Raw genomic sequence first — 22,875 nt, 5'->3', positions numbered from 1 at the left:
GCTCAGTACACCACCGCCTGCCCGTCACGCCGCGGGTCGCTCGCCGCCACATACCCTTCCACTGCCGGGTCGCCCAGTCGCCAGATGAACTGGCCGGCGCCGAAGTCCTGGTAGGAGTCGTTGATGACCTCCATCTGGTGCCCGCGCTCGGCGAGGCCTTGCACGGTGGCCGGGTTCATCGCGCTCTCGACATTGATCTCCAGGCCCGCGTTGAAGCGCCAGCGCGGCGCATCGCAGGCGGCCTGCGGTTGCTGGCGGTAGTCGAGCATGCGCACGAGCGTCTGCATATGGCCTTGCGGCTGCATGTTGGCGCCCATCACGCCGAAGCTCATCACCGGCTGGCCGTCTTTCGTGAGGAAGGCGGGAATGATGGTGTGGAAGGGCCGCTTGCCCGGCGACACCACGTTGGCGCTCTTCGCATCGAGGCTGAAGGCGTGACCGCGGTTCTGCATCGACAGGCCGTAGCCCGGCACCACCACGCCCGAGCCGAAGCCCTGGAAGTTGCTCTGGATGAAGCTCACCATCATGCCGCGCTCGTCGGCCGCGGTGAGGTAGATGGTGCCGCCCTTCACCGGGTTGCCCGCGCCGAAGTCCTGCGCGCGCTTCATGTCGATGAGCCTGGCGCGCGAGGCGAGATACGCATCGTCGAGCAGCTGCTCGGCCGTGACCTCCATGCTCGCTGGTTCGGCCACGTAGCGGTAGACGTCGGCGAAGGCGAGCTTCATCGCTTCGATCTGCAGGTGCTGCGAGTCCACCCCATCGACCTTCATCGACGTGAGGTCGAAGTGCGAGAGGATGCCGAGTGCAATGAGGGCCGCGATGCCCTGCCCGTTCGGCGGGATCTCGTGCAGCGTGTGGCTGCCATAGGTCTTGCCGATGGGCGTGACCCACTCGGGCTTGTAGCCGGCGAAGTCTTCGACCGTGATCGAGCCGCCGTGCTCGCGCGCATGGCGCGCCGCGGCTTCGGCGATCTCGCCACCGTAGTACGCCGCGCCCTTGCTCTGCGCGATGAGGCGCAGCGACTTCGCTGCACCGGGGAAGCGGAACAACTCCCCCACCTCGGGCGCGCGGCCATGCGGCATGAAGCTCTGTGCGAAGCCGGGCAGCTCGGCCAGCAGCGGCGTGGCCGCGGCCCACTTCTGCTGCACCACCACCGGCACCGCATAACCGCGCTCGGCGATCTCGATGGCGGGCTCGAGCAGGTCGCCGAAGGGCAGCTTGCCGAAGCGCTCGCTCAAGGCCACCCACGAGGCCACCGCCCCGGGCACGGTGACGCTGTCCCAGCCGCGCTGCGGCGGGCTCTTCGCGTCGTCGCCGTACTTGGCCTTGAAGTAGCCGCGCGTCCAGGCCTGCGGGGCGCGGCCCGAGGCGTTGAGGCCGTGCAGCTGCTGCCCGTCCCAGAGGATGCAGAAGGAGTCGGAGCCGAGCCCGTTGCTCACCGGCTCGACGATCGTCATGGCCGCCGCCGCGGCGATGGCCGCATCGACCGCGTTGCCCCCTTTCATCAGCATGCGAAGCCCCGCCTGCGCCGCGACCGGGTGCGAGGTGGAGACGACATTGCGCCCGAAGACGGGCAGGCGCTGAGTGGGGTAGCCGGTGGTCCAGTCGAATGCGTGCGTCATGCGTAATCCTCGATCTCGGGAGCCCGAAGGTTAGTCCGATTCGGTGAGACGTGTCGCCTCCAAAACAAACAAGCCGCCCTGAGAGGCGGCTTGTCGGTGCGAGACGGCCAGCGGTCAGTCTTCGACGAAGGCCTCTTCGCGCTTCTTCTTGATCGACGGCAGCATCACGATCACCACCAGCAGCACCGCGGCGATCAGCAGGCCAGCCGACAGCGGGCGCACGACGAAGGTGCTCCAGTCGCCACGCGAGAGCAGCAGCGCACGCCGCAGGTTCTCTTCCATCATCGGCCCGAGGATGAAGCCCAGCAGCAACGGTGCACCCTCACAGCTCAGCTTGTAGAACAGGTAGCCGATCACCGCGAAGATCGCCGTCATGTAGACGTCGAAGTTGTTGTTGTTGAGGGTGTACACGCCGATGCAGCAGAAAAGCGTGATCGCGGGGAACAGGAAGCGGTAGGGCACCGTCAGCAGCTTGATCCAGATGCCGATCAGCGGCAGGTTGAGCACCACCAGCATCAGGTTACCGATCCACATCGAGGCGATCAGGCCCCAGAAGAGCTGCGGGTTGCTCGTCATCACCTGCGGCCCGGGCTGGATGCCCTTGATCGTCATCGCGCCCACCATCAGCGCCATCACCGCATTGGGCGGGATGCCCAGCGTGAGCATCGGAATGAACGAGGTCTGCGCGCCGGCGTTGTTGGCCGACTCGGGGCCCGCCACGCCGCGGATGTCACCCTTGCCGAAGCGGCCGGTGTCGCCAGCGATCTTTTTCTCGAGCGTGTAGGCGGCGAACGACGACAGCAGCGCTCCCCCGCCTGGCAGCACACCCAGCACGGAGCCGAGCGCCGTGCCACGCAGCACCGCAGGCCAGGCCTGCTTGAAGTCGTCACGCGTGGGCCACAGGCCTTTCACTTCCTTCGTGAACACCTCGCGGTGCTCGGCGGGCTGGCCGAGGTTGGCGATGATTTCGCCGAAGCCGAAAAGGCCCATCGCGATCACGACGAAGCCGATGCCGTCGGTCAGCTCGGGGATGTCGAAGCTGTAGCGCGCGGTGCCGGAGATCACGTCGGTGTTGATCTGCGCCATCGTGAGGCCGAGGATGATCATCGAGATGGCCTTGAGCAACGAGCCCGAGGCCAGCACCACGGCGCCGATGAGGCCCAGCACCATCAGCGAGAAATACTCCTGCGGGCCGAACTTGAAGGCCAGCTCGGTGAGCGGCGGCGCGAAGGCCGCGATGATGACCGTGCCCACGCAACCGGCAAAGAACGAGCCCAGGCCCGCCGCCGCCAACGCAGAGCCGGCACGGCCCTGGCGGGCCATCTGGTAGCCGTCGATCGCGGTCACGACCGACGACGATTCGCCCGGCACGTTGATCAGGATGGCGGTGGTCGAGCCACCGTACTGCGCGCCGTAGTAGATGCCGGCCAGCATGATGAGCGCGGGCGTGGCGTCGAGCGCGTAGATCGACGGCAGCAGCATCGCGATGGTCGCCACCGGGCCAAGGCCGGGCAGCACGCCGATCAGCGTGCCCAGGATGCAACCGAAGAAGGCATAGGCCAGGTTCTGCAGCGTGAAGGCCACGCCGAAACCCAGCATCAGGTTGTTGATCAGTTCCATGGTCGTCTCGATTTGTAGTAGTGCGTCTGACGGGGTCTCAAGACCCGAGGAACGAAGGCCACATCGGAATGGTGAGCTTCAGCCCCCACACGAAGATCACCCACGAGAAGAAGGTCAGCACCACCGCGGCGATGAGCACGCCGCGCCACTTGAATTCGTCGCCCGCGAAGCTCACCGCGACGATGAGGATGGGGATCGTGATGATCATGCCCAGGCGCGGCAGCAGCACGCCGAAGAGCACGATGGAGCCGACGGTGATGAGCAGCGGGCGCCACGCGATCTTGCCGATGGGGTCGCCGCCTTCGGTCTCGATGGTGAGGCTCTTGAAGAGCACGATCGCGCCGAGGATGGCGAGGATGATGCTCAGCAGCAGCGGGAAGTAACCCGGCCCCGGGCGGGCCGACGTGCCCATGCTGTAGTTGGTGGCCCCGACGGCAAACACGATGCCGACCACGAGGAACATGAGACCGGACCAGAAGTCCCGTTCGCTTTTGATTTTCAAGGCCTTGCTCCTCGGCTAATGACTCGCGGGGGATTCTAGGTAGCCAGACCCCCGCGCCCGTGTGTGGTTTACACGTACCGAGCTAGGTGTCTCGCTGAGTGGAACACAGCGCGGCTCGGTGCACGTTCATCGGTGCTGCGTCACGCCTCCCACGCGGGCGTGGAGCGCAGCACTTCTTCCAGCGTGGTGACGCCTTCGGCCACCTTCATCGCACCGGCCAGGCGCAGGGGTCGCAGTCCTTCCGTCAACGACTGCTTGCGCAGCTTGGAGATGTCGGGGGTCGGGTGGATGAAAGCGCCGGCCGCCTCGCTCACGCTCAGCAGCTCGTAGAGGCCGGCCCGGCCGCGGAACCCCGTCATGCGGCATTCGAGGCAGCCCACCGGCTTGTAGGCCGAGACACGGCCGTTGATGCGCCAGGGCTTGATGACTTCGTCGATCGCTTCGGCGGTGGTGTGAGGGTCGGGCTGCTTGCAGCTCACGCACAAGGTGCGCACCAGCCGCTGCGCCAGCACGCCGATCACCGTGGCACCGATCAGGTACGGCGGCACGCCGAGGTCGGTGAGGCGGGTGATGGCCGAGGCCGAGTCGTTGGTGTGCAGCGTGCTGAAGACGAGGTGGCCGGTGAGCGCGGCCTGGATCGCCATCTCGGCGGTCTCGAGGTCGCGGATTTCGCCGACCATGATGATGTCCGGGTCCTGGCGCATCAGCGCTCGCAGGCCTTCGGAGAAGTTGAGGTCGATCGCCGGCTGCACCTGCGTCTGGTTGAGCGCCGGCTGGATCATTTCGATCGGGTCTTCGACGGTGCAGACGTTGACCTCGTCGGTGGCGAGGCGCCGCAGCGTGGAGTAAAGCGTGGTCGTCTTGCCCGAGCCGGTGGGGCCGGTCACGAGGATGATGCCGTGCGGGCGTGAGACCAGCTGCTCCCATCGCTGCGCGTCGTGCGTGCCGAAGCCGAGCGCATCGAGGTTCTTGACGGTGGTGTCGGGGTCGAAGATCCGCATCACCAGCTTCTCGCCGAAGGCGGTGGGGATGGTCGACAGGCGCATTTCCACTTCGTCGCCCTGCGGGTTGCGCGTCTTGATGCGGCCGTCGAGCGGGCGGCGCTTTTCCACCACGTCCATGCGGCCGAGCAGCTTGATGCGCGCGACCATCGCGTTCATCACGCCCGGCGGCAGCTGGTAGACGGTGTGCATCACGCCGTCGATGCGGAAGCGGATCACGCTCAGCTCGCGGCGCGGCTCCAGGTGAATGTCGCTCGCACGCTGGTCGAAGGCGTATTGCCACAGCCAGTCGACCACCTGCACCACGCCCTGGTCGTTGGCGTCGAGCTGCTTGTTGGTCTTGCCGAGCTCTACCAGCTGCTCGAAGCTCGCGGCAGCCGAGGTCTCGCCCGTCTTGATGGCCGCGCGCACCGAGCGCTGCAGCGTGTAGAACTCGGTCGTGAACTTGGCGATGTCGCTGGGGTTGGCCACCACCAGCTTGAGCGACTTCTTGGTGTGCGCCTCGATCTCGGGCACCCAGGCCAGGTCGAAGGGCTCGCTGGTCGCGACCGTCACCTCGTTCAAGCCGAACTGAAGCGGCAGCGCACGCCGCCGCTCGGCGTAGGTGATCGACATCACGTCGGACACACGCCCCACGTCGACTTTCAGCGGGTCGATGCGCACATAGGGCATGCCGATGTGGCCGGCCAGCCACTCGGTGAGCAGATCGAGGTCGAGCGGCTTGCCACTCTTCGCATGCAGCAGCTGCGCATTGGCCAGCCGCACCAGCGGGTGCTGCACGCTGTCGCCCGCGGCGAAGCGCTGCGCCGTCTGCTCGTGCATCGCCGAGCTGATGACGCCGTCTTCGTGCAGCCAGCGCAGCAGGCGCCGCCAGTCGAGCCGGCCCGCCGGGTGCGACACGGGTTTGACAGGCTTGGTGGGCTTGGCGGTCTGGGTGGGAGCAGTGCTCATGTGGGATCTTCAGGCGAAGGCAGTGCGCGCATCATGCGCAGCCACTTGCGGGCCGGCAATGCGGTCAGAGTTTCAATGGTTTCCGCCCGTGCGGCAAGCGTGTCGCGGTCGGGCATGGCCATGCCCTTGAGGCCGACGACCACCGTGTTGCCCTCCTTGGTGGGCCGCAGGCTGAGCACGGGGTCGCCGTCGAACGCCTGGGCGATGCGCGCGGCGCTGCGCTCGAAGCTCGCGTCTCGCCCGAAGAGGTTGACCGTCATCACCCCCTCGTCTGCCAGCAGGCGGTAGCAGGCGTCGTAGAACGACTGATCGTCGAGCACGGGGCTTGCGGCATCGTGGTCGTAGAGGTCGACGTTGAGCACGTCGGCGGTGCCGATGTGCGCCGCGTCGGCCACGTAGACGGCCGCGTCCTGGTTGAGCACGGTGAGCTTCTTGTCGTCGGCCGGCAGGTTGAACCACATGCGGCAGGCGGTGATCACGGTTGGGTTGAGTTCGACCGCCGTCGTCTTCATGCGCAGGTTGCGGTGGCAGAAGCGCGTGATCGACGCCGAGCCGAGGCCGAGCTGCACTGCATGTGCCTTGCTCACGTAGGCGGGGTTGCGAAACAGCATCCACACCATCATGCGCTGCACGTATTCGAGTTCGAGCGCGTGCGGCTTGCGCACGCGCATGGCGCCCTGCACCCAGGGCGTGCCGAGGTGCAGGTAGCGCACCCCTTCGAATTCGGAGATCGTGGCCGGGGCCATGTCGGGTTGCGTCTTGGAGTTCTTCTTCATGGTCATGCAATGCCGTGGGCCTCGAACGCGTCGCGCCATGCGGCCAGCTTGCGCTCGAAGCTCCAGGAGGCGTTGGCGGGGCTGGTGGACGGCAGGCGCTGCACGCGCACGCCGAGCGTGGCGGTGAAGCGCATCGCGCGGGCGGACTCGCCGCCGTTGTGGGCGACGGCCTGCAGCTGCGGTGCTTGGGCCTTCAAGCCTGCAAGGTCGTTGAACTCGGCATCGCGGATCGCACTGTCGAGGCTGCCCTCGCGGCGGCAGTGGGCGTAGACGTCCCAGATGCCCAGGCCGCGCTTCAGCGCTTCTTGCAGGCGCTTCGGGTAGGCCAGTGCCCGAAGGTCCAGCCCCCACACGGCAGAGAGCAACGGCCAGAAGTGGTTGCGCGGGTGGGCGTAGTACTGACCCGCGGCGAGCGAGGCGACGCTCGGGAAGCTGCCCAGCACGAGCAGGCGTGTGCGGTGGTCGATGACGGGGGGCAGGCCGCGCAGCAGGTCGGTGTCGGCAGTGGGGGCAAGGGGCATGGGCCCGTCAGTCTGCCAGAGCGGCCAGCCGGGGCAGTGCGACTTGTGCGTTGCGCCAGGTGATGTCGGCCACCTGGGCGGGCGTCCAGCCGCGCAGGTCGGCCAGGGTCTGCGCGATGCGCGGCAGCTGCGCCGGCTCGTTGCGCGAGGTCTCGCCGGCCGCACGCTCGGCGGCGGTGCGGTAAAGCCAATGCGGGGGGATGTCGGGAGCGTCTGTCTCCAGCACCAGGCTTTCGGCGGGCACGGTCTCGGCGAGGCGGCGGATCTGCAGCGCACGGTCGAAGGTCATCGCCCCGCCAAAGCCCAGCTTGAAGCCGAGGTCGATGAAGACCTGCGCCTGCTGCTCGCTGCCATTGAACGCGTGTGCGATGCCACGCACCGGAATGCGGCGCAACTGCTTGAGCAAGGCGTCGGCCGAGCGGCGCACGTGCAGCAGCACCGGCAGGCCGGCGGCATGGGCGAGCTTGAGTTGCTCCACGTAGAAATGCCGGGCCTTCGCCTGGTCGAGGCCCGGCACGAAATGGTCGAGCCCGATCTCGCCCACGGCCACCAGGCGCGGGTCGTCGCGGTGGCGCTGCAGCGCGTCATGCAGCGCCGCGAGGTCGGATTCCGCGGCGTCGTTCACGCACAAGGGGTGGATGCCGAGCGCATAGGCCAGGCCGTGCCGGTGGGCAAGGTGGCGCACCGTCTCGAAGTTCGACACCGCCACCGCCGGCAGCACCTGCAGCGCCACGCCCGCCGCATGGGCGCGCGCGACGACGCCGTCGCGGTCGGGGTCGAACTCGGGGGCATCGAGGTGGCAGTGGGTGTCGATCCAGCGCATGCCCCGGATGATGCCTTGAGCATGCACGGACGCCCGCGGCGTGATACGGTGTGCATGTCGCCGACACGGTCTGCAACGGCCTGCAGGAGGCGGCGGTGTTTGGAATCCAGCAGTCTCCCGTGAACACCTGGAGGTGGCAGGCATGAGAAAGGCTCCGCTCTACAGCCGCTCGCCGCGACAACCGTCGCCGCCCGCGACCGCCGCTGCGGTGCGGCCCGCACCCGACATGAGCGCCTCCGCCGCCGCGCCAGTGGCGCCACGCAAGCGATCGGCATGGCGCGAGCGCCTGGCCTGGGCCACGGTGGGCGTGCTGCTGGTGGTGCTGGGCGCCTTCGGCCAGCGGGCCTTCGCCCCCGGCAGCGCCGCCCTCACCCAGAAAGACATCGATGCCTCGGTGCGCCGCTCGCTCGAGAAAGAGCCCCTGCCCTCGGCCTACGCCAAAGCCCATGCCGCCATCGCCCCATCCGTGGTGCGGGTGGAAGGCGACGACGGGCCCGACGATGCTCCCGCGCCCCAGGCGGCACCGGGCGGCAAGAGCACCAAGAAGAAGACCGAGAACGGCCCGCCCGTGCCCAACCATGCCATCGGCACCGGCGTGGTGATCGTCGACAACGGCACCATCCTCACCAACCTGCACGTGGTGGCCGGCTCCAAGCGGCTAAAGGTGACCTTTGCCGACGGCAGCGAGTCCGACGCCTCGCTCATCGGCGTGCAGCCCGAGCACGACCTCGCCGTGCTGCGCGCCCGCAGCATTCCCGACGACCTGGTCGCCGCGACCATGCGCTCCACTGCCGACCTGCAACCGGGCGACGAGGTGATCGCGGTGGGCTTCCCGTTCGGCATCGGGCCGTCGGTGTCGGGCGGCGTGGTGTCGGGCCTTCGGCGCGAGTTCCGCTCGCCTCAAGGTCAGCGCAAGCTGACCAACCTGATCCAGTTCGACGCCGCCGCCAACCCCGGCAACTCGGGCGGGCCGCTGGTCACGATGGACGGCAGCGTGGTGGGCATCGTGACCGCCATCCTCAACCCGTCGGAGCAGCGCACCTTCATCGGCATCGGGTTTGCCGTGCCCATCGAGAACGCGGCTGCGGCCGCGGGAATGCCACCGTTCTGAGGAAACGCCACCATGACTGAACACGCGAAGACTGCCACCTTGATGGAGCAGATCCTCTATGAGGTGAAGCGTGTCGTCGTCGGCCAGGATCGTTTCCTCGAACGTGTGATGGTGGCCATGCTCGCGCAGGGCCACCTGCTGGTGGAAGGCGTGCCGGGCCTGGCCAAGACGCTCACGGTGAAGACGCTCGCCACCGCCCTGCGCGGCAGCTTCAAGCGCATCCAGTTCACGCCCGATCTGGTGCCCGCCGACCTGGTGGGCACGCGCATCTACAACCAGAAGACGGGCGAGTTCGCCACCTCGCTCGGCCCGGTGTTCGCCAACCTGCTGCTGGCCGACGAGATCAACCGTGCGCCCGCCAAGGTGCAGAGCGCGCTGCTCGAAGTGATGCAGGAGCGCCAGGTCACCATCGCCGGCGAGACGCACAAGGTGCCTTCGCCCTTCCTCGTGATGGCCACGCAAAACCCGATCGAGACCGAAGGCACCTACCCGCTGCCCGAGGCGCAGGTCGACCGCTTCATGATGAAGGTGGTGGTCGACTACCCAACCGAGGAAGAAGAGTTCGTGATCGTCGAACGGGTGACGGGCGACCCGGTCACCGTGAGCCCGATCGCAAGCACCGGCCAGCTGGCCGAGCTGCAGCACGAGTGCCGCAAGATCTACGTCGACCCCTCGCTCACGCAGTACGCGGTGAAGATCGTCGGCGCCACGCGCACCCCGGCGCGGCACGGCCTGCAAGACCTCGCCAAGTACATCAGCTTCGGCGCCAGCCCGCGCGCCACCATCGGCCTCATCGAAGGCGCCCGCGCACTGGCGATGCTGCGCGGCCGCAGCTACGCGCTGCCCGAAGACGTGGCCGACCTCGTGGGCGACGTGCTGCGCCACCGCCTGGTGCTGAGCTACGAAGCGCTGGCCGACGGCATGAGCGCCGACCAGTTGATCCAGCGCATCACGGCCAAGCTGCCCAAACCCGACAAACCCATGCATGGACGCCCGACCCAATCCGAATCAGGCAGCGCCTGACGCCATCCTGCGGCGCCTCGAGTGGACGGTGATCCGCCGTCTCGATGGCGTGCTGCAGGGCGATTACCGCACGCTCTTCCGCGGTGCGGGGCTCGACCTTGCCGACCTGCGCGAGTACCAGCACCACGACGACGTGCGCCACATCGACTGGAACGTGACGGCGCGGCTGCAGCAGCCCTACGTGCGCGAGTTCACCGAAGACCGCGAGCTCACCGCCTGGTTCCTGCTCGACCTCTCGGGCAGCGTCGACTTCGGCTCGGCGCGCAGCAAGCGCAGCGTGTCGGCCGAGTTCGTGGCCACGCTCGCGCGGCTCTTCACGCGGCACGGCAACCGCGTGGGCGCCATGCTCTACGGCGACACACTCGACGAAGTGCTGCCGGCACGCGGCACCCGCACCCACGTGCTGCACCTGCTGCAGCGCATGCAGCAGCACCGGGCCAAGCCTGCCAAGACCACCACGCAGCTGAGGGACTTGCTGCAACGCGCCGCACCGCTCATGCCACGGCGCTCGACGGTGTTCGTCGTGTCGGACTTCCTCAGCGCCCCGGGCTGGGACCAGGCGCTCGCGCAACTCAGCCTGCGCCACGAGGTACTGGCGGTGCGCCTGTACGACCCGCTCGAGATGGCCCTGCCCGACCTCGGCATGGTCACGCTGCAAGACGCCGAGACGGGCGAACAGTTCATGGTCGACACCAACGACCCCGGCTTCCGCTCGCGCTACGAGAAAGGCGCCGAACGGCAGGAGACCGCGTTGCGCGAATCGCTGGCGCGTGCGGGCGTCGACACGCTGGAGCTGGCCACCGATGAAGACCTGCTCGCCACGCTCTTGCGCTTCGTCGAGCTGCGCAAGCAGCGCATGCGGCTCAACTCGGGGGCCGGGCTGCCGGCCCATTTGAAACGCAACACCACCGGAGGGCGTGATGAGCTTCGTGTGGCCTGAGTTCCTGTGGTCGTTGGCGGCACTGCCGCTGCTCGTGCTGCTCTATTGGTGGCTGCTCCACCGCCGCAAGAAGGTGATGCTCACTTTCGCCAACCTGGCACTCGTGAAGCAGGTGGCCGGCAAGGGCCAGGGCTGGCGCCGGCACGTGCCGCCGGTGCTGATGCTGCTGGCCCTTGCGACACTGCTCGTTGCCGCCGCACGCCCGCGCGCGGTGGTGACGCTGCCGCTGCAGCAGGAGACCATCATCCTCGCGATGGACGTCTCGGGCAGCATGCGGGCGACCGACGTTCAGCCCAACCGTCTCGTGGCTGCACAAGATGCCGCGAAGGCTTTCCTGAAAGACCTGCCGCGCAGCGTGCGGGTGGGCGTCGTGTCGTTCGCCGGCACCGCCGCCGTGGTGCAGCCGCCCACGCTCAACCGCGAAGACATCGAAGCCGCCATCGACCGCTTCCAGCTGCAGCGCGGCACCGCCATCGGCAGTGGCATCGTGCTCTCGCTCGCCACCATCTTCCCCGAGGCGGGCATCGATCTCTCGCAGATCACCGGCGCGCGCAACATGCCCATCGGCCCCGGCGACAAGCCGCCGAAGGAGTTCACGCCGGTGCCACCGGGGTCGTTCTCGTCGGCCGCCATCGTGCTCCTGACCGACGGCCAGCGCACCACCGGCCCTGACCCGATGGACGCCGCCAAGATGGCGGCCGACCGCGGGGTGAAGGTCTACTCGGTGGGCATCGGCACCAAGGAAGGCGAGACCATCGGCTTCGAAGGCTGGTCGATGCGCGTGCGGCTCGACGAGGAGACGCTCAAGGGCGTGTCCAACCTCACCCGCGCCGAATACTTCTACGCCGGCACGGCCGACGACCTGAAGAAGGTCTACCAGTCGCTCAGCTCGCGGCTCGTCGTCGAGAAGAAGGAAACCGAGATCACCGCGTTTTTCGCCGCCGCCGCAGCGCTGATGGTGCTGCTGTCGGCCGCGCTGTCGGTGTGGTGGTTCGGGCGCGTGGCCTGAGCGCAGGCCCTAGCGCAGCAGCGCACGCACCTGCTCGGCGAAGGTAGCCATCTCGATGGGCTTGCTGATGTAGCCGTCGCACCCGGCGGCGAGCAGGCGCTCGCGGTCGCCCTTCATCGCATAGGCGGTGAAGGCGACGACCACGAGATCGGCCGTCGCAGGGTCGGCCCTCAGCTGGCCGAGGAGCGCAAGGCCGTCGACGTGAGGCATCTGAATATCGAGCAGCACGAGGTCGGGCCGCGTGTGTGCAAGGGCCCGCAGGGCAGCCTCGGCGCCATCGGCGGTGGCGACCTGCAGGCCGGCGCTGCACAGCACCATCGAGGCCAGCTCCAGGTTGACCGGGTTGTCGTCGACGATCAGCACCAGCGGCGCGGTCATGGCAACGCTCCGGGCGCAGCGCGCCGGGGCAGGCGCACATGGAAGACGCTGCCCACGCCGGGTTCGCTGCGCAGCCCCACACTGCCGCCCTGCAGCTCGGCGAGCCGGCGCGTGAGGGCCAGCCCGAGGCCGGTGCCGCCGTGGGTCTTGGCGAGGCCGGTGTGCACCTGCTGGAAGGGCATGAAGAGCCGAGCCTGGTCGGCCGCGGCGATGCCCACGCCATTGTCTTCGACCTCGATGCGCCACCACGACTCGTCTTCGGCCACCGCGCGCAGTTGCACCCGCCCGCCGGGGCCGGTGAACTTGATCGCGTTCGACAGGAAGTTATAGAGCACCTGCTTGAGCCGGGCCGGGTCGAGCACGAGATCGTCGAGCGACGGGTCGAGCTGCACCTCGACGACGATGCGCTTGCGCTCGGCTTCAGCCTGCAGCATGCCCGTCACCTCGCCCACCAGGCCCGGCAGGTCGAGCGGCAATGGGGTGAGCTGGAGCTTGCCGGCCTCGACCTTGGCGAGGTCGAGCACGTCGTTGATGAGTTCGAGCAGGTGGCGCCCGCCGTTGGCGATGTGGCCGAGGTACTCATCGCGCTTGGGCGAGTCGGCCGGCAGAAGCGGCGAGCGCAGGATGTCGGCAAAGCCGATCACCGCGTTGAGCGGCGTGCGCAACTCGTGCGACATGTTGGCGAGGAACTCGCTCTTGACGCGGCTCGCCTCCACCACCTGGCGGTTTTCGGCTTCCAGCTGCACGCGCTGCACGCGCAACGCTTCGGCTTCGACCCGGTCGGTGATGTCGATCACCATGCCGAGCAGCCGCGCCGGCTCGCCGTCTTCCACGACCAGCATGCCGCTCGTGGCCAGCCAGTGCACGCTGCCGTCGGGCCAGATCACGCGGAACTCCTGTCGCCAGCGCGGCGCGCGGGTGCGCAGGGTCTCGTCCATGTGCGCGGCCACGCGGGCGCGGTCGTCGGGGTGCACCTGGCGCCAGAAGTCGTCGAGCGTCCAGCGCGCGAGCGGCTCGGCGTGGCCGAACGAGCGGTCGTGGCGAGCGGAGTGCTGGATCTCGCCGCTGCGCAGGTCCATGTCCCAGTCGCCGATCTCGCTCGCATCGAGCGCCAGGCGCAGCAGCGATTCGCTCTCGACACGCGCCGCCTCGGCCCGCAGGCGGGCATCTTCACGCTGCTGCAGCAAGGCCTGCGCCTGCGACAGGGCATGCGCCACATCGTTGGCTTCGGTGAGCTCACTCGCAGCGGGCATCGCCGGCTCGCCGCGGCCGATCGCGAGCGCCGGGCCCACCAGCGCTTGCACCGGCTCGGCGATGCGGCGTGCCATGAAGCTCGCGAGCCACCAGCCGAGCACGAGCAGCAGCACGCCGGCGCCGAACACGAGCCCGAGCCGGCGCGCCAGCTCCGCATGCAGCACCCTGACGGGCATGCCGATCGCCACCGACCAGCCATACGTGCCCGACCGCGTGAAGCACGCGATGGTGTCGATGCCGTCGCTGGTGTGGCCCTGGAAGATGCCTTCGTCGCGCCGGCTGAGCTGCTCCTGCACCACCGGAGCGACCGGCTGGCCGATGTGCCGGGCCGCGTCGCGGTTGCGGGCGACGATCTGGCTCGCACCATCGAGGATGCCCACCGTCCACTCCGGATCGAACCCCTGGCGATCGATGATCTGCTGGAAGCGCGCGGGCTTGAAGACCATCTCCAGTCGGGCGATGGCACGGCCTTCGCGCACGACCGGCACTGCCACCGCGACCTGCGGCTGGCGCGACATTTGGCCGATGAAGAGATCCGACACGGCCGGCTGCAGGCTCGCCAGCACGGTGGGAAAGCGGTCGCGCTCCAACTTGGGCAAAGGGGTGCCAAAGGGGTGGGCGACGCTGACCCGCCCCTGCAGCGCGGTGTCGAAGAGCACGATGTTGTCGCCGCCGCTGAGCTTGAGCACGTCGCTCGCACGCTCGTGGAAGCCGCGGTCATCTCCTTCGTCGATGCGGGTCGAGGTGGCGAGCGCCTGCAGCACGCCGATGCTGGTGCCCAGCTCGCGGTCGGCCTGGTAGGCCATCGCGCGGGCGGTCTGCAGCATCGCCTCCAGGCGGTTGTCGCGCTCGCGCTGGTAGGCCGACCACACCATCACCAGCGCCAGCACCCACCCCGGCACGATGGCCGCAAACACGAGCCGGCGGGTCAGCGCACGAACCGGACGCGGGCGGAGGGGCGACACGATGGGGGGTCCACGAGGGGGCGGCGAAAAGCGCCTGACCCAGTCTAGCGATGCGGGGCCAGCTTGTCGCGCGCGCCCCCCGGTAGCAGGATCACCCCGCCAGCCGGCCCAACGTGAGGTGGAGCGCGCGGCTGCAGCGCGCAGCGAGCGCTTCGTCGTGCGAGACCATCACGAGCGCCATGCCTCGATCGCGCGTGAGGCCGAGCATCAGCTCGAACACCGTATCGGCGGTGCGCCGGTCGAGGTTGCCGGTGGGCTCGTCGGCCAGCAGGCAGGCCGGGTGGCCGGCCAGCGCGCGGGCGATCGCCACCCGCTGCCGCTCGCCGCCCGAGAGCTGCGAGGGTCGGTGGTCCACACGCTCGGCCAGGCCCACCTGGGCCAGCACCGCACGCGCCTGCTCGCGCGCCTCGGCCTTGGCCATGCGGCGGATGCGCAGCGGCATCGCCACGTTGTCGAGCGCGGTGAATTCGGGCAGCAGGTGGTGGAACTGGTAGACGAAACCGAGGTGCTGGTTGCGCCACACGCCCTGCTCGCTGGCGCTCATGCTGGCGAAGTCGCGCCCGGCGAGCTTCACCTGGCCTTGCGTGGGCAGCTCGAGCCCGCCCAGCAGGTGCAGCAGCGTGCTCTTGCCGGAGCCGGAGGCGCCGACGATCGCGAGCGTCTCGCCGCGCTGCACGGTGAGGTCGACGCCTTGCAGCACGGCCACGTCGAGCCCCCCTTCGGTGAAACGCTTGTGCAGGCCGCGGGCCTCGATCACGATCTCACTCATAGCGCAGGGCCTCTGCGGGTTGCACGCGGCTTGCGCGCCAGCTCGGGTAGAGCGTGGCCACGAAGGCCAGCGCCAGGGAGATGAGGGTGATGGGCACGATGTCGGCCGATTGCGGCTCGCTGGGCATCTGGCTGATGAGGTAGACGCTGCCGGGGAGGAAGCTCGTGTGCAGCAGGCGCTCGATGAACGGCACGATGGTGCCCACGTTGAAGGCCACGAGGAGCCCGAGCACCACGCCGGCCAGCGTGCCGATCACGCCCGAGGCGGCGCCCTGCACCATGAAGACACCCATGATCGAGCGCGGGCTGGCGCCGAGCGTGCGCAGGATGGCGATGTCGGCGCGCTTGTCGGTCACCGTCATCACGAGCGTGGACACGAGGTTGAAGGCCGCCACCGCGACGATCAGCGTGAGGATGATGAACATCAGGCGCTTCTCGAGTTGCACTGCGGCGAACCAGTTCCGGTTGGTGCGCGTCCAGTCGCGCACGTAGACCTGCGAGCCCATCGCGGCACTCAGCTCATAGGCCACGGTGGGCGCTTCGTGCAGGTCTTTCAAGCGCAGCTGCACGCCGGTCGGGCCTTCGACGCGGAAGAGGCGCTGCGCGTCGTCGAGGTGGATGAGTGCAAGCGTGCTGTCGTATTCGTAGTGTCCGGAGTCGAAGGTGCCGACCACCGTCATCTGCTTGAGCCGCGGCACCACGCCGGCCGGTGTGACCTGGCCGCCGGGCGCCAGGATGGTGACGTTGTCGCCGGCACGCACGCCGAGCTGGCGGGCCAGCTCGCTGCCGAGCACGATGCCCCACTGGCCCGGCACGAGACGGGCAAGCGTGGTGTCTTTGAGCTGCGCGGCGAGGTCGGTGACGGTGGCCTCTTCGTCGGGCGAGATGCCGCGCACCACGGCGCCGCGCATCTCGTCGCCGCGGGCGATCAGCGCCTGCGCTGCCACAAAGGGCGCCGCGCCCACCACCTGTGGGTTCTCGCGCGCCTTGGCGGCCGTGGCGCGCCAATCGGGCAGCCCAGCACCCTGCCCTTCGAGCACCTCGATGTGCGCCACCACCGACAGCATGCGGTCGCGCACTTCCTTCTGGAAGCCGTTCATCACCGACAGCACGATGATGAGCGCGGCCACGCCGAGTGCGATGCCGAGCATCGACACGCCGGAGATGAAGGAGATGAAGCCGTTGCGACGACCGGCACGGCCAGCGCGCGTGTAGCGCCAGCCGATTTGCAGTTCATAGGGCCAATTCATGGTGCGCGGATGCTACCCGAGGGCCTTGCACAGGCGCTGCGGTACCCGCGACTGGCACGGCTTGCCGGCATGGCTGGGGTCACGCCGGCCCTCGCGGCGGGCTCTGACCCACCGCGCGCGCGTCAGCGCTCGATCCGGGCGTAGGCTGAGTGGTTGTGGATGGACTCGAAGTTCTCGACGTCCACCGAGTAGCGGCCGATGCGCTTGTCGGCATTGAGCCGCAGGGCCACGTCGCGCACCAGGTCTTCGACGAACTTGGGGTTCTCGTAGGCGCGCTCGGTGATCCACTTTTCATCGGCCCGCTTGAGCATCGGCCAGATTTCGCTGGAGGCCGACTCTTCGGCAAAACGCACCAGCTCACCCCAGGCCACGTCGCCGAGCAGCTCGGCGCGGATGGTGACGTGCGAGCGCTGGTTGTGCGCGCCGTAGTCGGAGATCTCCTTCGAGCATGGGCACAGCGACTTCACCGGCACCAGCACCTGCGACCACACGATGGTCTGGCCGTTGCGGCATTCGGCGATCCAGCTGCCCTGGTAGTCGAGCAGGCTTTCCAGGCCCGACACCGGCGCCCGCTTGCGGATGAAGAACGGGAAGCGCACCTCGACACGGCCTTCGGTCGCGTGCAGCTTCTGCAGCATCGCGTCGAAATGGCGGCGCAGGGTGGCGGGGTCGAGCGGCTCGTTGAGCGTGTCGAGCCAGGCCACGAAGCGCGACATGTGCGTACCCTTCTGCTCGGCAGGCAGGGCAACGTCCATGTCCCACACGCCGATGGTGGGCTGGGGCGTCTTGCCCATGCTCAGCGTCATGGGAAAGCGCACATCCTTCACGCCGACGCGTTGGATGGCCAGATGGCGCTCGTCGCGCTCGCTTTGCGTGTCGGGAATGTGGAGCGCGTCTTTCATCAAGGCGCTCTTCGCGTCTGTCATGTGATTCATACCAAAAACCTCTCAGCCGCCTCATTCGCGCGGTCTGACTGACTCAGACCCGCGAGGATGACAGCAATTCCGTCGCCCTGCCGCCGCGGGGGCTCCCGGCGGCGCGGACTTCTTAACGATTGACGGCGGGCCGCAACAACGCAGGACGGGCGCCGAAGCGCTTCAAGATCGATTGCTCGATGCCTGCGGCGTCCAGGCCACACAAGCTGAGAAGCTTGGCGGGGTCACCATGCTCGATGAATTCATCGGGCAAGCCCAGACTGAGAACGGGCACTTCGATGCGTGCGGCCTGCAGGGCCTCTTGAACGGCACTGCCGGCGCCACCCATCAGGCAGCCCTCTTCCACGGTCACGATTGCATCATGGCTGCGCGCAAGTTCAGTCACGAGAGCGACATCGAGCGGCTTCACGAAACGCATGTTCGCCACCGTGGCGTTGAGGTTCTCCGCCGCCGCCAGTGCCGGGTGGAGCAGCGTGCCGAAGGCAAGGATCGCGATGCGCTCACCGCGGCGACGCACTTCGCCCTGGCCCCAGGGCAGAGTGTCGAGCGTCGGCTGCACTGCCACGCCGGCTCCCGAGCCACGCGGGTAGCGCACGGCGGTGGGGTGGTCCTGCTTGAAGGCGCTGGTGAGCAGCTGGCGGGTCTCGTTTTCGTCGGCTGGCGTCAGCACGCTCATGTTGGGAATGCAGCGCAGGTACGAGATGTCGTAGGCACCCGCGTGGGTGGCGCCGTCGGCTCCGACCAGGCCCGCGCGGTCGAGCGCGAAGACGACGGGCAGGTTCTGCAGGGCCACGTCGTGGATGAGCTGGTCGTAGGCGCGCTGCAGGAAGGTCGAGTAGATGGCGACCACCGGCTTCATGCCTTCGCAGGCCAGGCCCGCGGCGAAGGTGACGGCGTGCTGCTCGGCGATGCCCACGTCGTGGTAGCGCTTGGGGAAGCGCTGCTCGAACTCGACCATGCCCGAGCCCTCGCGCATGGCCGGCGTGATGCCCACCAGCCGCTCGTCGGCGGCGGCCATGTCGCACAGCCATTGCCCGAACACCTGCGTGAAGGTCGGCTTCGGCGGCGTGGCGGGCTTCTTCAGGCCCTCGGCCGGGTTGAACTTGCTCGGGCCGTGGTAGGCCACCGGGTCGGCCTCGGCCAGCTTGTAGCCCATGCCCTTCTTGGTCACGACGTGGAGGAACAAGGGCCCCTTCATGTCGCGCAGGTTCTCGAGGGTGGGGATCAGCGAGTCGAGGTCGTGGCCGTCGATCGGGCCGAAATAGGTGAAGCCGAATTCCTCGAAGATCGTGCCGGGCACGACCATGCCCTTGGCGTGCTCCTCGAAGCGGCGGGCCAGCTCGAAGAGCGGCGGTGCGTTCTTCAGCACCGTCTTGGCGGTGTCGCGTGCGGCGGCGTAGAACTTGCCGCTCATGAGCCGCGCGAGGTAGCGGTTGAGCGCCCCCACGGGCGGCGAGATCGACATGTCGTTGTCGTTCAGCACCACGAGCATGTTGGCGCCGGCCACACCGGCGTTGTTGAGTGCCTCGAAGGCCATGCCGGCGGTCATCGCGCCGTCGCCGATCACGGCGACCGAGCGGCGGTCTTCGCCACGCATCTGCGCCGCCACCGCCATGCCGAGCGCGGCCGAGATCGAGGTCGACGAATGTGCGGTGCCGAAGGTGTCGTATTCGCTCTCGTCGCGGCGCGGGAATCCCGACAGCCCGCCGTACTGGCGCAGCGTCGACATGCGATCGCGCCGGCCGGTGAGGATCTTGTGCGGGTAGGTCTGGTGGCCCACGTCCCACACGATGCGGTCGTGCGGGGTGTTGAAGACGTGGTGCAAGGCAATGGTGAGTTCCACGGTGCCCAGGTTCGACGACAGGTGCCCGCCGGTCTGCGACACGCTTTGCAGCACGAAGTCGCGCAACTCGACGGCGAGCTGCTTCAGCTCGACGCGCGACAGCTTGCGCAGGTCGGCCGGGCTCTGGATCGTGTTGAGCAGTGCGTGGTTGGTTGTCATGTCAGCAGTCCCTGTCCACCACTTTGTTGGCGAGGTCGGTCAGCCGCTGCACGTCTGGCAGGTGGCTGCGTGACAGCGCCGCGAGCGCCTTCTCGCGCAACTCGCGGGCGTGCTGCCGGGCCGCATCGAGGCCCAGCACCGACACGTAGGTGGGTTTGTTCGCGTGCTGGTCTTTGCCAGCGGTCTTGCCCAGGGTTTCAGACGCCTGGGTCACGTCGAGGATGTCGTCGACCACCTGAAAGGCCAGGCCGATCGCGTCGCCATAGTCGGCGAGCGCCAGCCACGCCGCGGGGCTGGCTTGGCCGCAGGCCGCCCCCATCAGCACGCTGCCCTGCAGCAGGGCGCCGGTCTTGCGGTGGTGCATGTCGCGCAGCGATTGTTCGTCGAGCGTGACGCCGATGCTGGCGAGGTCGATGGCCTGGCCGCCGGCCATGCCGGCGTGGCCGGCCGAGCGCGCCAGCAAGGCGCACAGGCGGGCCTGCAACACGGCCGGCACGCCCTGCTCCGGCGTCAGCACCTCGAAGGCCAGCGCCTGCATGGCGTCACCGGCCAGCATGGCCTGGGCTTCGCCGAACTGCACGTGCACGGTGGGCTTGCCACGGCGCAGCACGTCGTTGTCCATGCAGGGCATGTCGTCGTGGATCAGTGAGTAGGCGTGGATCAGCTCCACGGCGCATGCAGCGCGCAGGGCCGCCTCGCCATCGCTGCCGTTCACCGCTTCGGCTGCGGCCAGCACCAGCAAGGGGCGCAGGCGCTTGCCGCCGTCGAGCACGCCATAGCGCATGGCCTGGCCGAGGCCGGCAGGCGCCTGCAGCGGCACCCAGGCCGACAGGGCGGATTCGACCGTGTCCAGTTGGGCGCGGCACCACGATTCGAAATCAACCGCGATCATTCGTTCTTCCACGGCTTGAGTTGGCCCTCTTCGAGCACTTTCACCTGCTGCTCGACCGCATCGAGCCGCTCGCGGCAGTAATTGAGCAGGTCGGCGCCACGGCGGTAGTTCTGCAACAGGGCATCGAGCGGGAGCTGCCCGCCTTCCATGGCCGCCACCAGGGCTTCCAGCTCGGCCAAGGCATCTTCGTAAGTCGCAGGCGCCGGGCTGGCAGGCGGGGTGGGAGGGGTCTTGGCCATCTTGGTGCGCAAAGCCGGGATTGTAGTCAGCCGGCACCCCCGGCCGTGCCCCGGCAAACGCCTAGCGCCAGAGGTGATGCAGGTCAACCACGTACCCCCAAAAGGGCCATCGACATGGCTGGGTACAATCCGCGTCCCTCGCTGAATGACCGGGTCAGGCAAGCACCCAACCCGTCCGCGCCGTGCGCAGCGATGAGCCCCACCCGAGGCTTGCGGCCCTGGGTGGCACGTTCACCATCGGTCAAAAGGAAACCTCGGGATCATGTCTGACCTGAGCCTTGCTCTCCCCGCTCTGGGACCCTCTCGCCTGGAGCAACCCCGCCTCCAGCTCCCCGTCTCCGCCTACTTCGACGACGACCTGCATCGCCGCGAGTTGGAGCTGATCTTCCAGCACGGCCCGCGCTACCTCGGGCACGAACTCGCCGTGCCGGAGGTCGGCGACCACTACGCCCTGCCGCAGGAAGGCGAAGGCCGCGCCCTGGTGCGCACCGCCCAGGGCGTGGAGCTGATCTCCAACGTCTGCCGCCACCGCCAGGCGGTGATGATGAAAGGCCGCGGCCACACCGGGGCCAACATCGTCTGCCCGCTGCACCGCTGGACTTACGACCTCAAGGGCCAGCTCATCGGCGCCCCGCATTTCCAGCAGGACCCCTGCCTGCACCTCAACCGCTACAAGACGCGGACGTGGAACGGCATGGTGTTCGAGGACAACGGCCGCGACATCGCCGCCGAGCTGTCGCAACTCGGCCCCCGCGCCGACCTCGACTTCAGCGGCTACGTGCTCGACAAGGTGCACATGCACGAGTGCGACTACAACTGGAAGACCTTCATCGAGGTATACCTCGAGGACTACCACGTCGGCCCCTTCCACCCCGGCCTCTCGCAGTTCGTGACCTGCGACGACCTGGCGTGGGAGTTCGGCCGCCACCACTCGGTGCAGACGGTGGGCGTGAACAAGGGCTTCGCCAAGGCCGGCTCGGCCACCTACCTCAAGTGGCACGAGGCAGTGCTCAAGTTCCGCGACGGACAGCCCCCGAAGCAGGGCGCGATCTGGCTCACCTACTACCCGAACATCATGGTCGAGTGGTACCCGCACGTGCTCGTCGTGTCCACGCTCTACCCCAAGGGCCCGCAGAAGACGCTCAACGTGGTCGAGTTCTTCTACCCCGAGGAGATCACCGCCTTCGAGCGCGAGTTCGTCGAAGCCCAGCAGGCCGCCTACCTGGAAACCTGCGTCGAGGACGACGAGATCGCGCTGCGCATGGACGCGGGCCGCAAGGCGCTGTGGGAACGCGGCGACAACGAAACCGGCCCCTACCAGTCGCCGATGGAAGACGGAATGGAAGAGTTCCATGCCTGGTACCGGCGCACGATGAACTTCAAAGCTTGATGCGAGGACTCTCCGCGCCGGCGCTGATGGTGCTGGCGTCCTTCCTCTTCGCCACCATGAGCGTGTGCGTGAAGCTCGCATCCGAGCTCTACGGCACGGCGGAAATCGTCTTCTACCGCGGCATGGTCGGCGCCGTCGTGCTGTTTCTCGTCGCCAGACGCCAGGGCGGCACGCTGCGCACCGCGGTACCGGCGATGCACTTCTGGCGCAGCGTGAGCGGCGTCTTTGCGCTGGGCCTCTGGTTCTACGCCATCGGCAACCTGCCGCTGGCCACGGCCATGACGCTCAACTACATGTCGTCGGTGTGGATGGCGCTTTTCCTCATCGGCGGGGCGGTGATGCTGGGCACCTCGAAGGTCGACGGCCGGCTGGTCGCCACCGTGCTGCTGGGATTCATCGGCGTGGCGCTGATCCTGCGACCGACCATCGAGCAGAACCAGCTTTGGCACGGCCTGATCGGGCTGATGTCGGGCGTGCTCGCGGCCACCGCCTACCTGCAGGTCACGGCGCTCGGCCGCGCAGGCGAACCGGTGTACCGCATCGTCTTCTACTTCTCGCTCGGCGGCATGCTGCTGGGCCTCGTCACCACGCTCGCAAGCGGCGGGTTGACGACCCACACCACCTGGCAAGGCCCCGCACTGCTGCTCGCCGTGGGCGTGCTCGCCACCGTGGCGCAGATGATGATGACGCGCGCCTACGGCGTGGGTCGGCCGCTCGTCAACGCGAGCCTGCAGTACCTCGGCATCGCCTTCTCGTTCATCTACGGCGCGCTGCTCTTCCACGACAAGATCACCTGGATGGCGGTGCTGGGCATGTGCTTCATCGTCGCTTCAGGCCTCGGCGCTACGCTGCTGCGCAGCCGCACCGCGTTCAAGGACACCACCACCCCCACCGAAAGCTGAG

General features: G+C 68.2%; 21 protein-coding genes. 6 read left to right on the top strand and 15 right to left on the bottom strand.

Annotation, left to right across the window (positions count from 1 at the left end; all coding sequences use genetic code 11):
* Positions 1-2 precede the first annotated feature (2 nt).
* From RXV79_RS07825 to RXV79_RS07795, 7 genes are all read right to left on the bottom strand, one after another.
* The gene (locus tag RXV79_RS07825; protein WP_316702845.1) at positions 3-1,622 is read right to left on the bottom strand and encodes a gamma-glutamyltransferase family protein; all 1,620 of its coding nucleotides are present in this window, start codon (positions 1,620-1,622) and stop codon (positions 3-5) included.
* Between the two features lie 114 nt (positions 1,623-1,736).
* Complete coding sequence (locus RXV79_RS07820) at positions 1,737-3,242, bottom strand: tripartite tricarboxylate transporter permease (protein WP_316702844.1); 1,506 nt, start codon at positions 3,240-3,242, stop codon at positions 1,737-1,739.
* A gap of 37 nt (positions 3,243-3,279) precedes the next feature.
* Positions 3,280-3,744 (bottom strand): tripartite tricarboxylate transporter TctB family protein, encoded by a 465-nt coding sequence (locus tag RXV79_RS07815; RefSeq protein ID WP_316702843.1) that lies wholly within the window; start codon positions 3,742-3,744, stop codon positions 3,280-3,282.
* A gap of 140 nt (positions 3,745-3,884) precedes the next feature.
* The gene (locus RXV79_RS07810) at positions 3,885-5,696 is read right to left on the bottom strand and encodes a type IV pilus assembly ATPase TfpB (RefSeq protein WP_316702842.1); all 1,812 of its coding nucleotides are present in this window, start codon (positions 5,694-5,696) and stop codon (positions 3,885-3,887) included.
* Entirely contained in the window at positions 5,693-6,472 is a 780-nt protein-coding gene (locus RXV79_RS07805) for a spermine/spermidine synthase domain-containing protein (RefSeq protein WP_316702841.1), read from the bottom strand. Before RXV79_RS07805 ends, RXV79_RS07810 begins: the two co-directional genes overlap by 4 nt.
* A 2-nt stretch (positions 6,473-6,474) precedes the next feature.
* Entirely contained in the window at positions 6,475-6,993 is a 519-nt protein-coding gene (locus RXV79_RS07800) for a DNA-deoxyinosine glycosylase (RefSeq protein ID WP_316702840.1), read from the bottom strand.
* Positions 6,994-7,000: 7 nt separating this feature from the next.
* Positions 7,001-7,816 (bottom strand): TatD family hydrolase, encoded by an 816-nt coding sequence (locus RXV79_RS07795; protein WP_316702839.1) that lies wholly within the window; start codon positions 7,814-7,816, stop codon positions 7,001-7,003.
* 142 nt (positions 7,817-7,958) lie between these two features.
* Here RXV79_RS07795 and RXV79_RS07790 point away from each other — a divergent pair, with 142 nt between their 5' ends.
* Genes RXV79_RS07790 through RXV79_RS07775 form a run of 4 tightly spaced genes read left to right on the top strand, consistent with a single transcriptional unit; the run spans position 7,959 to position 11,899 of the window.
* The gene (locus RXV79_RS07790) at positions 7,959-8,927 is read left to right on the top strand and encodes a S1C family serine protease (RefSeq protein ID WP_316702837.1); all 969 of its coding nucleotides are present in this window, start codon (positions 7,959-7,961) and stop codon (positions 8,925-8,927) included.
* Between the two features lie 12 nt (positions 8,928-8,939).
* Positions 8,940-9,950 carry an AAA family ATPase gene (locus RXV79_RS07785; protein ID WP_316702836.1) on the top strand — a complete coding sequence of 337 codons (1,011 nt, stop codon included), beginning with the start codon at positions 8,940-8,942 and terminating at the stop codon, positions 9,948-9,950.
* Positions 9,913-10,890, top strand: coding sequence for a DUF58 domain-containing protein (locus tag RXV79_RS07780; protein WP_316702835.1), 978 nt, complete (start codon positions 9,913-9,915; stop codon positions 10,888-10,890). The genes RXV79_RS07785 and RXV79_RS07780 overlap by 38 nt, the downstream gene beginning before the upstream one ends.
* Complete coding sequence (locus RXV79_RS07775; RefSeq protein ID WP_316702834.1) at positions 10,871-11,899, top strand: VWA domain-containing protein; 1,029 nt, start codon at positions 10,871-10,873, stop codon at positions 11,897-11,899. The genes RXV79_RS07780 and RXV79_RS07775 overlap by 20 nt, the downstream gene beginning before the upstream one ends.
* A gap of 9 nt (positions 11,900-11,908) precedes the next feature.
* Here the strand turns inward: RXV79_RS07775 and RXV79_RS07770 are convergent, their stop codons facing one another.
* The 8 genes from RXV79_RS07770 to RXV79_RS07735 all read right to left on the bottom strand — a co-directional run bounded on the left by RXV79_RS07770 (position 11,909) and on the right by RXV79_RS07735 (position 20,582).
* Positions 11,909-12,277 carry a response regulator gene (locus RXV79_RS07770; protein WP_316702833.1) on the bottom strand — a complete coding sequence of 123 codons (369 nt, stop codon included), beginning with the start codon at positions 12,275-12,277 and terminating at the stop codon, positions 11,909-11,911.
* Positions 12,274-14,496, bottom strand: a complete 2,223-nt coding sequence (locus RXV79_RS07765; RefSeq protein WP_316702832.1) for an ATP-binding protein — start codon at positions 14,494-14,496, stop codon at positions 12,274-12,276. The genes RXV79_RS07770 and RXV79_RS07765 overlap by 4 nt, the downstream gene beginning before the upstream one ends.
* Positions 14,497-14,587: 91 nt before the next feature.
* Complete coding sequence (locus RXV79_RS07760; protein WP_316702831.1) at positions 14,588-15,265, bottom strand: ABC transporter ATP-binding protein; 678 nt, start codon at positions 15,263-15,265, stop codon at positions 14,588-14,590.
* The gene (locus tag RXV79_RS07755) at positions 15,258-16,514 is read right to left on the bottom strand and encodes a lipoprotein-releasing ABC transporter permease subunit (protein ID WP_316702830.1); all 1,257 of its coding nucleotides are present in this window, start codon (positions 16,512-16,514) and stop codon (positions 15,258-15,260) included. Before RXV79_RS07755 ends, RXV79_RS07760 begins: the two co-directional genes overlap by 8 nt.
* Positions 16,515-16,636: 122 nt before the next feature.
* The gene (gene folE2, locus RXV79_RS07750) at positions 16,637-17,449 is read right to left on the bottom strand and encodes a GTP cyclohydrolase FolE2 (protein WP_316702829.1); all 813 of its coding nucleotides are present in this window, start codon (positions 17,447-17,449) and stop codon (positions 16,637-16,639) included.
* Positions 17,450-17,561: 112 nt separating this feature from the next.
* Positions 17,562-19,451 carry a 1-deoxy-D-xylulose-5-phosphate synthase gene (gene dxs / locus RXV79_RS07745; protein ID WP_316702828.1) on the bottom strand — a complete coding sequence of 630 codons (1,890 nt, stop codon included), beginning with the start codon at positions 19,449-19,451 and terminating at the stop codon, positions 17,562-17,564.
* Between the two features lies 1 nt (position 19,452).
* The gene (locus RXV79_RS07740; RefSeq protein WP_316702827.1) at positions 19,453-20,343 is read right to left on the bottom strand and encodes a polyprenyl synthetase family protein; all 891 of its coding nucleotides are present in this window, start codon (positions 20,341-20,343) and stop codon (positions 19,453-19,455) included.
* Positions 20,340-20,582, bottom strand: a complete 243-nt coding sequence (locus tag RXV79_RS07735) for an exodeoxyribonuclease VII small subunit (RefSeq protein ID WP_316704014.1) — start codon at positions 20,580-20,582, stop codon at positions 20,340-20,342. The genes RXV79_RS07740 and RXV79_RS07735 overlap by 4 nt, the downstream gene beginning before the upstream one ends.
* A gap of 262 nt (positions 20,583-20,844) precedes the next feature.
* Here RXV79_RS07735 and RXV79_RS07730 point away from each other — a divergent pair, with 262 nt between their 5' ends.
* A complete protein-coding gene (locus RXV79_RS07730) occupies positions 20,845-21,972 on the top strand; it encodes an aromatic ring-hydroxylating oxygenase subunit alpha (protein WP_316702825.1) in 1,128 nt (375 codons plus the stop codon).
* The gene (locus RXV79_RS07725; RefSeq protein WP_316702824.1) at positions 21,972-22,874 is read left to right on the top strand and encodes a DMT family transporter; all 903 of its coding nucleotides are present in this window, start codon (positions 21,972-21,974) and stop codon (positions 22,872-22,874) included. Before RXV79_RS07730 ends, RXV79_RS07725 begins: the two co-directional genes overlap by 1 nt.
* The last annotated feature ends 1 nt before the right edge of the window (position 22,875 follow it).

The organism is Piscinibacter gummiphilus, assembly GCF_032681285.1.
Lineage (GTDB): Bacteria > Pseudomonadota > Gammaproteobacteria > Burkholderiales > Burkholderiaceae_C > Rhizobacter > Rhizobacter gummiphilus_A.
This window is presented reverse-complemented; position numbering and strand designations above follow the sequence as displayed.

What these genes read in the sequence shown, in the direction of transcription:
- RXV79_RS07825 (WP_316702845.1), bottom strand. Translation starts at nt 1,622, where the DNA reads ATGACGCACGCATTCGACTGGACCACCGGCTACCCCACTCAGCGCCTG.
- RXV79_RS07820 (WP_316702844.1), bottom strand. Translation starts at nt 3,242, where the DNA reads ATGGAACTGATCAACAACCTGATGCTGGGTTTCGGCGTGGCCTTCACG.
- RXV79_RS07810 (WP_316702842.1), bottom strand. Translation starts at nt 5,696, where the DNA reads ATGAGCACTGCTCCCACCCAGACCGCCAAGCCCACCAAGCCTGTCAAA.
- RXV79_RS07805 (WP_316702841.1), bottom strand. Translation starts at nt 6,472, where the DNA reads ATGAAGAAGAACTCCAAGACGCAACCCGACATGGCCCCGGCCACGATC.
- RXV79_RS07800 (WP_316702840.1), bottom strand. Translation starts at nt 6,993, where the DNA reads ATGCCCCTTGCCCCCACTGCCGACACCGACCTGCTGCGCGGCCTGCCC.
- RXV79_RS07795 (WP_316702839.1), bottom strand. Translation starts at nt 7,816, where the DNA reads ATGCGCTGGATCGACACCCACTGCCACCTCGATGCCCCCGAGTTCGAC.
- RXV79_RS07790 (WP_316702837.1), top strand. Translation starts at nt 7,959, where the DNA reads ATGAGAAAGGCTCCGCTCTACAGCCGCTCGCCGCGACAACCGTCGCCG.
- RXV79_RS07785 (WP_316702836.1), top strand. Translation starts at nt 8,940, where the DNA reads ATGACTGAACACGCGAAGACTGCCACCTTGATGGAGCAGATCCTCTAT.
- RXV79_RS07780 (WP_316702835.1), top strand. Translation starts at nt 9,913, where the DNA reads ATGGACGCCCGACCCAATCCGAATCAGGCAGCGCCTGACGCCATCCTG.
- RXV79_RS07775 (WP_316702834.1), top strand. Translation starts at nt 10,871, where the DNA reads ATGAGCTTCGTGTGGCCTGAGTTCCTGTGGTCGTTGGCGGCACTGCCG.
- RXV79_RS07770 (WP_316702833.1), bottom strand. Translation starts at nt 12,277, where the DNA reads ATGACCGCGCCGCTGGTGCTGATCGTCGACGACAACCCGGTCAACCTG.
- RXV79_RS07760 (WP_316702831.1), bottom strand. Translation starts at nt 15,265, where the DNA reads ATGAGTGAGATCGTGATCGAGGCCCGCGGCCTGCACAAGCGTTTCACC.
- RXV79_RS07755 (WP_316702830.1), bottom strand. Translation starts at nt 16,514, where the DNA reads ATGAATTGGCCCTATGAACTGCAAATCGGCTGGCGCTACACGCGCGCT.
- folE2 (WP_316702829.1), bottom strand. Translation starts at nt 17,449, where the DNA reads ATGAATCACATGACAGACGCGAAGAGCGCCTTGATGAAAGACGCGCTC.
- dxs (WP_316702828.1), bottom strand. Translation starts at nt 19,451, where the DNA reads ATGACAACCAACCACGCACTGCTCAACACGATCCAGAGCCCGGCCGAC.
- RXV79_RS07740 (WP_316702827.1), bottom strand. Translation starts at nt 20,343, where the DNA reads ATGATCGCGGTTGATTTCGAATCGTGGTGCCGCGCCCAACTGGACACG.
- RXV79_RS07735 (WP_316704014.1), bottom strand. Translation starts at nt 20,582, where the DNA reads ATGGCCAAGACCCCTCCCACCCCGCCTGCCAGCCCGGCGCCTGCGACT.
- RXV79_RS07730 (WP_316702825.1), top strand. Translation starts at nt 20,845, where the DNA reads ATGTCTGACCTGAGCCTTGCTCTCCCCGCTCTGGGACCCTCTCGCCTG.
- RXV79_RS07725 (WP_316702824.1), top strand. Translation starts at nt 21,972, where the DNA reads ATGCGAGGACTCTCCGCGCCGGCGCTGATGGTGCTGGCGTCCTTCCTC.